The sequence below is a fragment of the Rossellomorea sp. FS2 genome, from assembly GCF_047915635.1.
Classification (GTDB): Bacteria; Bacillota; Bacilli; order Bacillales; family Bacillaceae_B; genus Rossellomorea; species Rossellomorea marisflavi_A.
Window position 1 is genome coordinate 753,495 of record NZ_JBLRVS010000001.1, and the last position, 15,076, is coordinate 768,570.

The window sequence follows — 15,076 nt, forward strand, 5'->3', positions numbered from 1 at the left end:
AATTAGAAATTGCTGATCCTTTAATGGTGTTTGGGTAATCGCTGCAGCTCCGGCTGTAGAGGAAAGTCCATGCTCACACGGTGCTGAGATGCCCGTAGTGTTCGTGCCTAGCCAATTCATAAGCTAGGGCAGTCCGGTCAAACGGGCTGACGGCAGGGAAAACGCCTACGTCCTCACGGATATGGTGTGAATACCTTGAAAGTGCCACAGTGACGAAGTCCTGTTAGAAATGGCAGGAGTGGAACGAGGTAAACCCCGCGAGTGAGAAACCCAAATTTGGTAGGGGAATCCTCTTGGAGGAATTGAACGAAGAGAGGGACAAAGGCTTGCCTTTGTAGATAGATGATTACCACCAGAGTACGAGACGTCAAGTCGCCTGCAGTACAACGGAACAAAACATGGCTTACAGGACGCTGTTACGGGGAGAGCAATAATGGATACAACGATCGAAGTGACTGATACAGGGTTTTTTGGAGCCTGATGTGTCAGTCCTTTTTATTTGTAGAAAATATCGATGATTGAAAATACGTGCAAACGATGATGATAGAGGTGAAGGTATTGGGTAAGTATACACTGATCGCAACGGCCGCAATGGGGCTGGAGTCGATTGTTGCCAAAGAAGTGAAAGATCTTGGGTATGAATGTCAGGTGGAAAACGGGAAGGTCATATTCCAAGGGGATGAAACGGCCATCGCCAGGGCCAATATGTGGCTGAGGACGGCAGATCGGGTCAAGATCCTCGTCGGGGAATTCAATGCGTATTCCTTCGATGAATTATTTGAACGGACGAAAGCCCTCCCGTGGGAGTCGTTCCTTCCTGTGGATGCGGAGTTCCCTGTACAGGGGAAATCCGTCAAATCGAAACTGTACAGTGTGCCCGACTGTCAGGCGATTGTAAAGAAAGCAATCGTGGAAAAGTTGAAGACCGCCTATAAAAAAACATCCTGGCTTGATGAGACAGGACCGCTTTTCAAGATCGAAGTCGCCATCCACAAAGATAAAGCGAGCCTGACCCTCGATACCAGCGGTCAGGGTCTCCATAAAAGGGGCTATCGTGTGGGGCAAGGGGACGCTCCTCTGAAGGAAACCCTCGCTGCTGCGTTGATCCAGCTGACCACTTGGAATCCGGACCGTCCTTTTGTGGATCCTTTCTGTGGATCCGGGACGATCGCCATTGAAGCAGCCCTCATTGGACAGAATATCGCTCCGGGGTTCAACCGTGAATTCCTTTCTGAAGCCTGGCCAATGATGGATGGGGATGTATGGGATCGTACGAGGATGGAGGCGGAGGATCAAGCGAATTATGATCAGCCCCTTGAAATCCTCGGAACCGACATCGATCACCGCATGATTGCCATTGCAAAGGAAAACGCCATAGAGGCAGGGCTCGGTGATTTGGTGAAATTCAAGCAGATGCAGGTAAGGGACTTCACGTCGGAGCTCGAGTATGGCGTCATTGTCGGAAACCCGCCGTATGGTGAGCGTCTCGGTGATCGCAAGGAAGTCGAACTGATGTATCGCGAAATGGGACAGGCCTTCTCCAAGCTTGATACCTGGTCTGTTTACATGATGACGAGCCTGGAGCATTTCGAAGAATGCTATGGCAAGAAAGCCACTAAGAAGCGTAAGCTGTTCAATGGATTCATCAGGACCGATTACTATCAGTATTGGGGGCCGAGACCGCCGCGCAAAAAGATAGAAGAATAAGATACCGGGCGATCCCAGGTATAAAATCGGTCGTTCCTGCATAAACTGGTTCTATTAATCAGAGGGGGAATGGGTACGATGATTCAGGATCGCATCGACTATCATAAAATCTATCAGGCCATCCAACGTTCCATGGCTTCACTGCACGGAGAAGGGGAAGAAAGCAATCCCCTTGCCCTCCACGAAGCCTCCAAGGTACTGGATCAGGCGATTCAATATGAACTGGCCACCAGACGGCTGTACGATTGAACGGGAGAAAGGGCATCCGGTCCCACGGCGGACGGAGGATGCTCTCTTTTTTTGTGCTGCTGCTTTTCATCCCGTGGGAAATCTAGTAAAGTAGATATACTGTGTTCATGTAGGAGGATTTTATGAGACAAACGCTGCCGTTCCCCTTATCGAAGGAACAATCATTTTATGAAGCATTATCCGACTGGGTCGGGGATGTATTTTACGATATACTGCCTGAAAAAGGCTTTGATTTGCGTGATGAGCAGGTGTTCATGGCATTTCAACTCAATCAGGCCTATAAACAGAATCAAGTCATATTTGCAGAAGCGGGGGTCGGGACCGGAAAGACCCTCGTTTACCTGCTCTATGCCTTAAGCTATGCGCGATACACGGGTAAGCCCGCCATCATTTCGTGTGCGGATGAGACCCTCATCGAGCAGATCGTCAAAGAGGGTGGCGATGTGGACAAGCTCCAGGAGGCACTCGGCCTTGATATCGATGTCCGCCTGGCAAAATCACGCGATCAATACCTTTGTATCAAAAAACTCGAGGATAATCTGTCTGCTGATGACGAATACGAGCGGATTTGGGGTGACCTTCCGTCATTCGTCCACGAGAGCGGCTCCATGTCGGGATTTTATCCATATGGAGACAGGAAGGAATACGCAGAGCTTTCCGATGAAGAGTGGTCACCCATCGCATGGGATCCCCTTCAAGACTGCATGGCCTGCCCGAAACGCCACCGCTGTGGCCTGACATTGCACCGTGAGCACTACCGCCAGGCAAAAGATCTGATCATCTGCTCCCATGACTTTTATATGGAGCATATCTGGACGAAGGACTCCCGAAAAAGGGAAGGGCAGCTCCCCCTCCTGCCGGAAGCAAGTTCTGTCGTCTTTGATGAAGGACATCTATTGGAGTACGCTTCACAAAAGGCGATGACCTACCGGATGACAAAAGAAACCATCGAGCATCTTCTGGAGCGGTTATCAGCTTCTGATCTGCGTGAGGAAACACTCTATCTGATCGAAGAAATCCTTGCTGATAACGACCGCTGGTTCGAGCTTCTTGAAGAAGAGTCAAACAAGGTGGCAGGAAGCGAGCGGCATTATGTGTCTCGCGCTCCTCATATTCTCACTCATGCAAAAGATCTCGCTTCCAGGATCGAAAGTCTATTGAATGAACTTGTGTTTGAATCCGAAATGTATGTGGTCGAGGAATATCTCCTCAAGGTGGTGGAGGAGTACCTCGAGCAGATCCATTACTCTCTGAAGCTTTATGTGGAGGATGATAAGGGGATTTACTGGCTGGAATCGAATGACAAGGAAGAAACCTTCGTCGTCATGCCTAGGCTGGTAGAAGAAATTTTGAAAGAGCATGTATTTTCCCAAAACATTCCTTTCATCTTCTCTTCTGCTACCCTTTCCTATCACGGCGATTTCTCCTACGTATCGTCGTCATTGGGCATCGCTTCTTATGAATCATTCTCCGTCGAATCCCCCTATGAGTACGACGAAGTGATGAGTGTAAGCCTGCCCCATGTACAACGGTCCGAATCATACGGCTATATTGACAGCCGATTGATTGACCATGGAGGAAGGTCCCTCGTGTTGTTCAACTCAAAAGAAGAAATGGAAGCCTTCAGGAAACATATGAATGAACGGGAGGTACCCTTCGAAGTGATCTATGAGGGAGACAGGGAGATCAGTGATACGGTCAGGCGCTTCCAGGAAGATGAAACTTCCGTACTGTGCTCCTATCATTTATGGGAGGGTCTCGATATCCCGGGTTCATCCCTTTCGCAAGTGGTGATCCATTCCCTGCCGTTCCCGCCGAAGGATCCCGTTTTCGATGCAAAGCGGAAGCACAGCGGCAACGCTGTGGCAGAAGTCGATATCCCGTATATGCTGCTCCGTCTTCGCCAGGGAATCGGACGCCTGATCAGAACGGAAGGCGACCATGGAAGCATCCATATCCTCCTGAATGAAAGCGACCGGGCTTACCAAAAAGAAGTACAGGCGATCCTGCCTGTGAGCGTTGAATCCATCGAAGCATGATGTTACCGGCTCCAATCCGTCCTGTCTCAGGGCGGAGGGGGCCGTTTTTCATGTTGAACCGGCTTTACGTCCTGCAGGTGAAAGCCCTGTTGTTTTTCAAGAGTGAATCATCTGCCTAGTCTGACTTTTGTGGTAAGATAGGAGGGTGAAGGGGGAATGAAGCATGAATAAGGAAGAGATAAAAAAAGTGAGTGGTGCATTCAAGGAATACTCAAGTAAGATGAGCGCCTATAATGAAGCACTGGGACTCATGTTCTGGGACTTGAGGACGGGTGCACCGAAAAAGGGTGCCTCACAGCGTTCCGAAGTAATCGGGATGCTTTCGTCTGAAGTATTCGAAATGTCCACATCAAGTGAGATGGCAGCCTATCTGGCGAAGCTGACGCCGGTCGCCGACGATCTTGATGAGATCACGTGTGCCCTGTTGGAAGAATGTCAAAAGGAGTACGACCGGAATAAGAAGATCCCGGCCAAGGAATACCGGGACTATGTCGTCCTTCAGTCCAAGGCTGAAGGGATCTGGGAAGAGGCAAAAGAAAAAGGCGACTTCTCTATGTTCCAGCCGTATCTTGAAAAATTGGTTTCCACTACGAAACGGTTCATCGATTATTGGGGATACGGAGAAAATAAATATGATACCCTGCTCGACTTATACGAACCAGGCGTGACGGTCGATGTACTGGATGAAGTGTTCAGTGACCTCAAAGGGAAAATCGTCCCTCTCGTACATAAAATATCGAATGCAGAAGCGCCGCGGACGGAGTTCCTTTTCGATCATTTCCCTAAGGAAAAGCAAAAGGAATTCAGTCTCAAGGTCCTCGAGCAGATGGGGTATGATTTCAGTGCAGGGCGCCTCGATGAAACGGTCCATCCCTTTGCCATCGGCTTGAATCCCGGGGATGTAAGGGTCACCACCAAATACGATGAAAAAGACTGGCGGACGGCCGTCTTCGGTACCATCCATGAAGGAGGCCATGCACTCTATGAGCAAAATATATCAGAAAAGCTCATCGGGACGCCTCTTTGTACAGGTACCTCCATGGGAATCCACGAATCTCAGTCACTTTTCTATGAAAATTTCGTGGGCAGGAATCTTTCCTTCTGGAAAAAGAACTATGCTACATTGAAGGATTTCAGCACCGGACAATTCGATGAGGTGGACCTCGAAGCCTTTTACCGTGCCATCAATGAATCCAAGCCTTCCCTGATCCGGATCGAAGCAGATGAATTGACGTATGCCCTGCATATCATCATCCGATATGAAATCGAGAAAGGTCTCTTCAACGACGAGATCGAAGTAAAAGATCTCCCGCGCATCTGGAATGAAAAATATGAAGAATATCTCGGCATCCGTCCAACCCATGATGGGGAGGGAGTCCTGCAGGATGTGCACTGGGCCGGAGGAAGCTTCGGGTATTTCCCTTCCTACGCACTTGGGTATATGTACGCTGCCCAGTTCAGGGAAGCCATGAGAGAAGACATCCCGAACTTCGATCAGCTTTTGGAAGAGGGGAATCTCGTCCCCGTGAAGGAATGGTTGACGGAGAGGGTTCATCAATGGGGCAAACTGAAGAAGCCATTGGAAATCCTTGAAGACGTCACCGGTGAGGGCTTGAATGCCAAATACCTCGCGGACTACCTCATCGAGAAGTATGCCGGCGTCTATGCTCTCTGATCAGGACGAAGCGGTTAGCACCAATATAAATCCGAACGGATTCGACTTTCTCCAGGGAAAGTCGAATCATCGTTTGGATTTTTTTTATCCCTCTTTATTCCGAAACACCAGTGAACACATCTCCATGCTCACTTACTTCCCGTCACCAAAGGCGATATCCCTTCGAGGCGGGGGGCGCCTGTTGGATCATATCGATGAAAGGGACACTGTAAGCGATCAGGATCAGGGCGGTGAGGATGGTCAGCCAGATCCGCCAGTCCTCAAGGGCTTTCGGGGTCTGTGCAGATCCGGATTCAGCGACTGGAAATGCCTCGCTGCCTTTTGGGGCAAAGAAAGCAAGGTTCACTACGATATAGAGGACAAGGATGATGCCGATGAAAAGAATCGTTCCTCCTATTGCCTGTGCTGCCTGATATGGGATCCAGCCGAGTGCCTGTGGGGCATCCCCGTAAGTGGAGAATGAGGACCTTCGCGGTGCTCCGAGTAATCCGGCAGCGTGCATGGACAGGGACATGATCCCCATCCCCACAGTCCAAACGATTGCCTGGATGATGGCAAGTCTGTTCATCTCTTTTGTCAGGACCCGTCCCGTAAGGTGGGGGATGAGCCAATAGGAGATTCCGAAAAACGTCAAAACGACGGTTGTCGCAAGGGTGAGGTGGAAATGACCCGTCACCCAGATGGTGTTGTGGACCACCTGGTTCATCTGATTGGAGGCGTTGATCAATCCTCCTGCACCGGCAGGTATGAAAGCAAGCATCCCGATGAAGGGAACCATAAAGCGTGAATCCTTCCAGGGAAGCTTGCGTATCCAGCCGAATAATCCCTTCGCCCCGAGCTCCCTCCCCCTGATTTCAAATGTGGCAAAGAGAGAAAAGGCGGTCATGAGGGAGGGGATGACCACCATGAATGTGAGCACAACCTGGAGGTACTTCCAAAAGGCATCGATTCCAGGTTCGACCAGCTGATGATGGAATCCGACGGGGATCGAGAACAGCAAAAACAAGAGAAATGACAATCTTGCTAGTGAGTCTGAAAACACCCTGCCTCCGATGACCTTCGGGATGACGGCATACCATGCCATATAAGCAGGAAGCAGCCAAAAATACACAAGTGGATGACCGAAATACCAGAATAGCGTACGACTTGTGAGAACATCGACGCGCTCCACGATGCCGAGGGACCAAGGGAGAAGCTGAAAGAGCACGGTCCCCGCTACCCCGAGTGTTGCAATGATCCAGAGTACGATCGTGATAATCGCCATGAAGGTCAACAATGGGCTCGTCTGACCAGGGTGTTCTTTCCTCCAGTGACGATAAACGGAAATCATGGCACCCCCGGATAGCCAGCTCCCCACGATCACCAAAGTGAGGCCGAGGTAAAAAAGCCAATGGGCCTGGAGCGGGGCATAAAATGTATAGAGCACGGTGGCTTCATTCAACAGGATCATGGTGGCACTCATGAGTGTCCCTGTGAGCATGATCCAAAACCCCAGCCAACCCAATGCGATCGACCTGTTGGAGTATGGGCCGGCAGTCCGGATAATGGAGGCATGAAGGAAGCCGATAATGAAGAAAGTGGTGAGGATCAACCCTAAAAGCACCCCGTGCACGGTAAGGATCTGATAGTAGCCGATCCCTGCAGGCAGGGTCAAGCCCCCTGAGCGGACCAGAACCTGCAGGAGACCCGCCAGTCCGCCCAGTGCCAGGGCTGTATAAGCGACATACAAATGGGCGAGAGAGAGGCTTCTACCCCGCGTGTCAGTCATCTTTTTCACATTAGTCTACCACCTTCAGCATGGATTTCATCGTATGGTGTCCCGCCCCGCAGTATTCATTGCACACAATCAGGAATTCCCCTGTCTGATCGAGGGTGGTCACATATTCATTGATGTACCCGGGTTCAAGCATCATGTTGATGTTGGTGCCCGCCACTTCGAATCCGTGGATCACATCTTTCGTTGTAGCCATGATCTTTACCTTTGAACCCTTCGGAACGGTAAATTCCGCGGGCTCATAGTGAAAAGCAGAGGCGACGATCACTAATTCATAATCCCAGTCCTTTCCGCTCACCTCTTTCAGGCCCGGTTGGTCGAAGGGTGCTGTTGCATCCACCCGTTCAGGATCGATATACGCTTTGGCACTCGGTGGCTTATGGCCTTGATGAAAGGCGCTGACGCCGAGAATGAGCAAGAAAAGGATCAGGGCACCCGTCCCAAGCGTCAACCACCATTTTTCATAACGGTGCATATGCATGACAAATCACTCCCTGCGTTAAAATCGCGACATGAATAATAAGAATACCCCTATCCAGCTCACCGCCAAAAAGAGTCCCAACACCAGTACGGACACGAAGGTCCCCTGTAAGGAGCTATCTCTTTTTTGAGGATCTTTCATCTTCTTCACCCCAATCCTGATTGTTCCTTCCCCATCATCTTAGCTGAACCGCGGGGAATCATCTGTGATATAAGTCACACTACTTTTGAACAGAATGTGAAGAACGTGAAGATTTCGTTGCCTTGAGGAAGGAAATTCGGCATATAGTATTAAAAAGGACTGGGGGAATGAATATGAAACGGTTTTATTGCAGCCACTGCTGCTTTCTTTATGTGAGGAAACAGGCGTGCAGATTCTGCCTGGCGATGGCGGATACCGAAATTGATATCATCCTTCACCATCAGCCTAAAAAGACATGAGTGCATGCATGGTTCCGTCATGAACAGGGGATTCTATCCATATCTGTAAGATAAGGAGATGGATTGAGCGTGCCTGTCATCTATTCAGTTGAAACGGCGATCCCCCCGCATCGGATCGATCAGGAGGATGCGTCTGTTTTCGCCAAACAGCTTTTTCAGGAAAGTTTCAAAGATATCGACCGACTGTTGACCGTATTCCAAAATGGGGAGATCAACAGCAGGTATTTTGTAAAGGATTTGGAGTGGTTCGGCAGTCCGCACTCCTTCGAAGAGAAAAATGGGGAATACATCGAGCTGGCTGTGAAATACGGCAAAGAGGCTGTAACAAAAGCGCTTGAAACGATAGGGGGTGGCCCCGTGGAGGCGATATTCACCATCTCCACCTCTGGGATTGCGACACCTTCCATCGAAGCAAGGATCATGAATGAGCTCGGTCTTGATCCACATATTAAACGAATCCCGATCTGGGGTCTCGGCTGCGCAGGAGGAGCGAGCGGCCTGGCAAGGGCCAATGAGTATTGCCGTGCCTTTCCATCCTCGACGGTGCTCGTTCTCGCCATCGAACTTTGTTCCCTCACCTTCCAGCACGGGGACCGGTCTAAAAGCAATCTGATCGGGACATCCTTATTTGCCGACGGTATCGGGTGTGCCGTCCTGTGCGGAGATGAAAGTCCCCTCCTGCAAAAACGAGATAAGCCGCTCCCTCGGGTCATCTCGACTCGTTCAACCCTCCTGCGGGACTCTCTGGACGTCATGGGGTGGGAAGTCAGGAATGAAGGACTGTATGTCGTATTTTCGAAGTCCATCCCAAATCTCGTAGAAACATGGCTGAGACCGAATGTGGAAGAGTTCCTCCGAAAAGAAGGAGTGGGCCTTGCCGATATCCGGCAATTCGTCGCCCACCCCGGGGGGAAGAAAGTGCTCGATGCGTATGAAAAATCACTCGGGTTCGCCAAAGCCATGTTGGCCCCGTCACTTGCTGTCCTGCAGGAATACGGGAATATGTCGTCCGCAACGATCCTGTATGTGATGAAGGAAATGGTGCATGCAGGAAAGGATGGGGAGCTGGGCCTTGCCATGGCACTTGGACCGGGATTCAGCTCCGAACTATTGTTGCTCAGGTGGGAGGGATGAACATGTTTGGTGTCATATTCCTCATCCTGATCCTCCAGAGGCTGGGAGAACTCATCATCGCCCATTCCAATGAAAAATGGATGAAGGAGCGGGGAGGTATAGAATACGGACAGATGCATTACAAATGGATGGTGGCCATGCATACAGCTTTCTTCCTTGTCCTTCTCCTGGAAGCATGGAGCTCAGGCTTCAGTTTGAATCCCTATTGGATTCCTTTGTTCGCCCTATTCCTCCTGGTGCAGTGCGGGAGGGTGTGGGCCATATTTTCCCTCGGACGCTACTGGAATACGAAAATCATCGTTTGCAAGGGGGCCCACGTTGTGGCAAGAGGCCCATACCGGTATTTCAGGCATCCCAATTATCTTATCGTCACCTTGGAGCTCATCCTCATCCCGCTCCTTTTCAATGCCTATCTTACGATGGTCCTGTTCTCCCTCCTCAATCAGTGGATGCTTTCCGTCAGGATCCCGGAAGAAGAGAGGGCTTTGAGAAGTGAAACCGACTACCGTGATAAGCATGGAAAGACAAGGGGATACCCTGTTTTCAGAAAAAATAGCGATTCTTATTGAAAATGATTATCGTTTTTGATAAGATCTAATTGAAGATGATTCTCATTAAGGAGTGGACGTATATGGTTTGGTTTCTTGTACTACTGACAGTGCTGGTATACGGATTTGTGATGAAATATGTATTGTCCAACATGATGAAAGCTGAAAAACCGCGTAAAACGGCATTGAAGTTCGAGAAGCGAACCGCCTCAAGGTCCAATCTCATCCCGAACGAAACGACTCGATAACATTCAAAACCATCCAGAAAGGATGGTTTTTTTATGTGGAAAAGCATCAGAGTCAGGGGAGAAGCAGGTTGGGTAAACCAAACACTTCAAGGGAGAATATCATAGAGAATAAGATGGAAATGCGCTAAAATAGAAGCGTTACCATAACTCGTTTTGAAAAGAGGATTGTCCTATGAATACGACGAAACGAACCATACATACATCCATGCAAACGATCGCTTCCCTCAGTGAGCGATTCCGTTTGGCGGGCGATGAAGAACGGGTTGAGAAAGCGGAACGCCTGGCTGAAAAAATGCATGGGGAGGAGCTCATCCTTGCATTCTGCGGACATTTTTCCGCAGGAAAATCCAGCATGATCAATCACCTCATCGGCGACAGTGTCCTTCCTGCATCCCCCATACCGACCAGTGCCAATCTGGTTAAGGTGAAGAAAACGGATTCCGACTATGCCAAGATCTACTATCATCATCAGTATCCCGTCTTCATTCCTGCCCCATATGATGAAGACAAAGTGCGGGAATGGTGCAAGGATCGTGATGTATATTCGGTTGAAATCGGCAGATCGAATATGGATAAAGATGTATCCATCCTCGATACTCCGGGAGTAGACAGTACAGATGACGCTCATCGTCTGTCGACGGAGTCTGCCCTGCATCTGGCGGATGCGGTATTTTACGTGATGGATTACAACCATGTCCAATCACAGGTGAACTTCGAATTCACCCGGGAACTGAGCCTGCACGGAGTGAAGCAGTACCTTGTGATCAATCAGATCGACAAACATAACGAAACGGAAATCTCCTTCGAGACGTTCAAAACCGCTGTGAAGGATGCGTTTGGATCATGGGGAGTCGAGCCGGAAGGTATTTTCTATACGAGTCTGAGGAAGCCCGATATGGAAGGGAATGACCTGCCTGAACTGGAGCAGCTTGTTGAAAGACAGGTTTCGAACAGAAAATCCCTTATCGCAGAATCCCTTCAAGCTTCCCTCTCCCAGTTGATACAGGAGCATGATGAATGGTACAAAAGCAAGCTCGATCAGGTAAAGGAAGAGAGCGGACTTGATAACAGTGAATGGGAAGATATGGACAGTGCGTTCATCCTTGAGAACGAACTCCTCGACCGATTATTGGCCAGGACAGGAATAAGGAATACATTCGAAGAGGAGCGGACCGATATCCTGAAGAATGCGTATCTCATGCCTTTTGAAACGAGGGAACTGGCAGAGCGGTTCCTTGAAAGCCGTCAGAAAGGATTCAAAATAGGCTTCCTTTTCGCAGGGCAAAAAACCGAAGAAGAGAAGGAGACAAGGCTTGGGGCTTTCCTGTCCGATCTCAACAGCAGAATCGACTCACAGCTTCAGTGGCATATCAGGACCCTGGGGAAAAAATTAGCCAAAAGTGCCGGTCTTTCCGGACAATTCATCGAGAGATGGGACCAATTGTCTCTTGAAGTGGACTCGGCTTTCATTACGGGTGTGATCCGCGAGGGAGCCGGACTGAATGGTGATTACGTTCTTCAATACTGCAATGAACTGGCAGAAGAGATCAAGAAGAGGTGCCGATTGAAGACCAATGTCCTCATGGAAGAAATGACAGAAGAAATCGACACCGCATTCATGGATGAAAATGAGCACATGGAAGAAGAACTCCGGACTGTTCAGGAAAAAACGGCTGTGTTCCTGAAATGGAATCAGATCAAAGAAGAGCGGCTCGAGCAAGCAAACCGTATCCGTGAAGGAGCGGGAGATTCGGCCATATCGGAGGGTGTCGTGTCATCATGGTTGAAGAAGTGGGACATCAGGGATTCTCATTACCGCAGTGAGGAAGAACTTGAAAAACCTTCCTCCGACGTGGGTGAGGAGATTCATACGGAGATCCCCGATCGTGCGAACGAATCGGCTGGCCGTATAACGAAGGAGGAGGCCGCCCGAAAATTGACCGTCCTTGAAGAGGTATTCTCAAAATATGAAGGATTCCGGAGAACCGCAGGATTTCTCAGGGGGAAAAGGGAGCGCATCCTCGATCAATCATTCACGATCGCTTTGTTCGGGGCATTCAGCGCAGGCAAATCTTCCTTTGCCAATGCCCTCCTTGGACAATCGGTCTTGCCTGTGAGTCCGAACCCCACCACGGCTTCCATCAACAGGATCTGTCCGGTTTCCGATGATCACGTGCATCAGACTGCCGATGTTCATATCAAATCACCCGAGCAGATGCTTGGTGATCTGAATCAATCCCTTTCTCATTTCGGTGAAAGGGTGGATTCACTGGAGGCAGCCTACTCGTTGATTCCATCAATCCTTCAGTCGAAGGATCGGGAAAATGTCCATCGGTCCTTCCTGTCGGCCTTCCACTCCGGGTATGAAAAGCTTGCAGCCGATCTCGGCTCCGTCAAGCTTGTGTCGATCGACGAGTACCGCACTTATGTAGCCAATGAATCACGATCATGTTTTGTTGAAAGCATTGATCTTTATTTCGATTGTCCCCTTACACGGCAGGGGATCACCCTTGTGGATACGCCGGGTGCCGATTCCATCAATGCACGTCATACCGGAGTCGCATTCGAGTACATCAAGAATGCGGATGCCGTCCTTTTCGTTACGTATTACAATCACGCTTTTGCCAAAGCCGACAGGGAGTTCCTCATTCAGCTTGGAAGGGTGAAGGACTCGTTCGAGCTTGATAAAATGTTCTTCATCGTGAACGCCATCGACCTTGCCGCTAATGAAGAAGAAAAAGACGAGGTCCTGGGCTACGTGGAGTCTCAGCTCCTGCAGTATGGCATCCGCTTCCCGCGCATTCACGGAGTCTCTTCCCTTCAGGCCATGCGGGAAGAAGCGGCCTCCGGCATGATCCCATTCAGGGAGGCCTTCCACACCTTCATAGAAGAGGAACTCGTCCAGATGAGCATCGATGCCGCCATCCATGAATGGGAAAGGGGCTACAACAGGTTCCGCCAGTGGGTGGAATTCGCCTCAACGGATCAGGTATCGAAAGAAAGGCGCAGGGAGCATCTTTTGGAAACAAAAGAGAACGTCCTGCGCATCCTGAACACGGAAACACCAGACCCGCTTCTCGTAGAAATGCGTCAAGAACTCTCAGAGCTCCTGCACTATGTGAAGCAAAGGGTGTTTTACAGGCTCCCCGATTTCTTCAAGGAAGCCTTCCATCCGGGAAGATTTCCTTCAAATGGGAATCCTGAGGAAGCCATCTCAGCTGGAACTGAAGAATTGACGCGGAGCATCTCCTATGATTTTGCACAGGAAATGAGGGCGACCTCCCTCCGGACCGAACGGTTCATCGACCGGGCATTGAAAGGGAAGCTTGAGGAGTTGGAAAGGCGGATCAAAGCATTGGAACCAGAACTTTATCTGATCCAGCCCGATTTTGATGAGCGACCATCTATTGAGTTCTCCGAAGGACTTCAGGAAGCAGACGTGAAGAGTGCGTTTCACTCGTTCAAAAATCCAAAGCACTTCTTTGAGAAGGGCGGGAAGAAAGAAATTCAAGAAAAAGTGGAAAAATCCCTTTCGTCTCCTGCAGATGTTTATCTTTCAACAGAAGAAACACGCCTGACAAAGTGGGCGGCATCACTTTTGGAGAGGGATCATGAAAAGCTGATGGTGGATTCACAGGAACAGCTGTCAGAGCAACTCGACTCCCTCATCAACGTGACGGCGGAAGTGCAGGACCTTGAAAGTCTGGCAGCGGATCTTGCCCGATTGGAGGGCTTGAGCCATGAAGAAGGAGCCTAATCCCTTCCACGTCTGTGCCACCTGCATCCACTTCCGTGCTTATAAAGAGAACGGGGGCACGCGCTACATATGTGCCCGCCTTGGCTTCGACACTCGGCCTTCCTACCGGTTCGACTGCTGGGTGCCTAAGGAGCAGGTCGTCAAATTAATGGAGAAGAGAGGATGGAAATCATGAATTTCATCAAAAACTGCGAGTGGGTCTTCGAACATTTAGAGGATCCGTCCCTCGCAATGGTCGATTGTCAAGCTGTCCTGTCCACCGGTGAAGGGGCAGGCCTCTATCATGAAGAGCATATACCGGGCGCTGTCCACTTCGACCTAGGACAGGATCTAAGCGGTCCAGTCCAAACCCACGGCGGACGTCATCCTCTTCCGGATATAGCTCTATTTGTCGATAAGGTCGGAAAAGCAGGCATCCAACAAGATTCGACCGTTGTCCTCTATGATGGAGGGGATGCTGCACCGGCTGCAAGGGCCTGGTGGCTGTTCCGCTTCATCGGCCATGAAAGGGTCTATGTAATGGATGGAGGTTTAAAAGAATGGAAGAGAAACGATTTTCCAGTCACAAAAGAAGTGCCTTCCCCCAGGGAAAGGCACTATCAACCGACCATAAAAGAGTACATGATCGCAGGGGTAGAGGAAGTGAGGGCCATTGCAGAGGGAGAGAGTGATGTGGTCCTCATCGATTCAAGGAGCAGTGAGAGATATCGCGGAGAGGAAGAACCCCTCGACCGTGTAGCGGGTCATATACCGGGTGCCGTCAATCTTCCATGGTTTGATGCACTGTCGGAAGGAAGATACCTTGATCCTGAAATCCAGAAGCAACGATACGCCGGTATGGATAAACAACAGCGGGTCATCGTTTATTGCGGCTCCGGGATCACGGCCACGCCGAATATCATCTCCATGCTTGAATCGGGATTCGAAGACGTCAGATTATACGCCGGAAGCTACAGCGACTGGGTTTCTTACCCTGGAAACAAAGTAGCGAATCCGGGTATTTCCAACCAGTAAGCCGTACATC

General features: G+C 50.0%; 13 protein-coding genes and 1 other RNA gene. 12 read left to right on the top strand and 2 right to left on the bottom strand.

All coding sequences use genetic code 11. The annotated features are described in order from the left end of the window. Positions 1 to 26 precede the first annotated feature (26 nt). From rnpB to ACNA6I_RS04040, 5 genes are all read left to right on the top strand, one after another. Positions 27 to 411: RNase P RNA component class B (gene rnpB, locus ACNA6I_RS04020), an RNA gene on the top strand. Between the two features lie 147 nt (positions 412 to 558). After that, positions 559 to 1,707, top strand: a complete 1,149-nt coding sequence (locus ACNA6I_RS04025; protein WP_048005846.1) for a THUMP domain-containing class I SAM-dependent RNA methyltransferase — start codon at positions 559 to 561, stop codon at positions 1,705 to 1,707. A 69-nt stretch (positions 1,708 to 1,776) separates the two neighbouring features. Continuing rightward, positions 1,777 to 1,956: a hypothetical protein gene (locus ACNA6I_RS04030; RefSeq protein WP_148795357.1), complete on the top strand. Its 180-nt coding sequence runs from the start codon at positions 1,777 to 1,779 to the stop codon at positions 1,954 to 1,956. 122 nt (positions 1,957 to 2,078) lie between these two features. Continuing rightward, the gene (locus ACNA6I_RS04035; protein ID WP_048005845.1) at positions 2,079 to 3,995 is read left to right on the top strand and encodes an ATP-dependent DNA helicase; all 1,917 of its coding nucleotides are present in this window, start codon (positions 2,079 to 2,081) and stop codon (positions 3,993 to 3,995) included. A gap of 163 nt (positions 3,996 to 4,158) precedes the next feature. Continuing rightward, positions 4,159 to 5,670 (top strand): carboxypeptidase M32, encoded by a 1,512-nt coding sequence (locus ACNA6I_RS04040; protein ID WP_048014091.1) that lies wholly within the window; start codon positions 4,159 to 4,161, stop codon positions 5,668 to 5,670. Positions 5,671 to 5,812: 142 nt separating this feature from the next. On the opposite strand, the gene ACNA6I_RS04045 is transcribed toward ACNA6I_RS04040, so the two are convergent. Further along, positions 5,813 to 7,438, bottom strand: a complete 1,626-nt coding sequence (locus ACNA6I_RS04045; protein WP_416313213.1) for a b(o/a)3-type cytochrome-c oxidase subunit 1 — start codon at positions 7,436 to 7,438, stop codon at positions 5,813 to 5,815. A 10-nt stretch (positions 7,439 to 7,448) separates the two neighbouring features. After that, positions 7,449 to 7,925, bottom strand: coding sequence for a cytochrome c oxidase subunit II (locus tag ACNA6I_RS04050; RefSeq protein WP_416312969.1), 477 nt, complete (start codon positions 7,923 to 7,925; stop codon positions 7,449 to 7,451). A gap of 314 nt (positions 7,926 to 8,239) precedes the next feature. On the opposite strand from ACNA6I_RS04050, the gene ACNA6I_RS04055 reads away from it, so the two are divergent. From ACNA6I_RS04055 to ACNA6I_RS04085, 7 genes are all read left to right on the top strand, one after another. Beyond that, positions 8,240 to 8,365 carry a hypothetical protein gene (locus ACNA6I_RS04055; protein WP_262370506.1) on the top strand — a complete coding sequence of 42 codons (126 nt, stop codon included), beginning with the start codon at positions 8,240 to 8,242 and terminating at the stop codon, positions 8,363 to 8,365. Positions 8,366 to 8,434: 69 nt separating this feature from the next. After that, on the top strand, positions 8,435 to 9,499 hold the full coding sequence (locus ACNA6I_RS04060; protein ID WP_367257828.1) for a type III polyketide synthase: 1,065 nt from the start codon (positions 8,435 to 8,437) through the stop codon (positions 9,497 to 9,499). Positions 9,500 to 9,501: 2 nt separating this feature from the next. Beyond that, positions 9,502 to 10,068: an isoprenylcysteine carboxyl methyltransferase family protein gene (locus ACNA6I_RS04065; RefSeq protein ID WP_048014958.1), complete on the top strand. Its 567-nt coding sequence runs from the start codon at positions 9,502 to 9,504 to the stop codon at positions 10,066 to 10,068. 62 nt (positions 10,069 to 10,130) lie between these two features. After that, positions 10,131 to 10,295: a hypothetical protein gene (locus ACNA6I_RS04070; protein WP_156184508.1), complete on the top strand. Its 165-nt coding sequence runs from the start codon at positions 10,131 to 10,133 to the stop codon at positions 10,293 to 10,295. Positions 10,296 to 10,467: 172 nt separating this feature from the next. Further along, on the top strand, positions 10,468 to 14,052 hold the full coding sequence (locus ACNA6I_RS04075) for a dynamin family protein (RefSeq protein WP_416312970.1): 3,585 nt from the start codon (positions 10,468 to 10,470) through the stop codon (positions 14,050 to 14,052). Then, the gene (locus tag ACNA6I_RS04080; protein WP_048014956.1) at positions 14,036 to 14,227 is read left to right on the top strand and encodes a hypothetical protein; all 192 of its coding nucleotides are present in this window, start codon (positions 14,036 to 14,038) and stop codon (positions 14,225 to 14,227) included. Before ACNA6I_RS04075 ends, ACNA6I_RS04080 begins: the two co-directional genes overlap by 17 nt. Continuing rightward, positions 14,224 to 15,066 (top strand): sulfurtransferase, encoded by an 843-nt coding sequence (locus tag ACNA6I_RS04085; RefSeq protein WP_048014982.1) that lies wholly within the window; start codon positions 14,224 to 14,226, stop codon positions 15,064 to 15,066. Before ACNA6I_RS04080 ends, ACNA6I_RS04085 begins: the two co-directional genes overlap by 4 nt. The last annotated feature ends 10 nt before the right edge of the window (positions 15,067 to 15,076 follow it).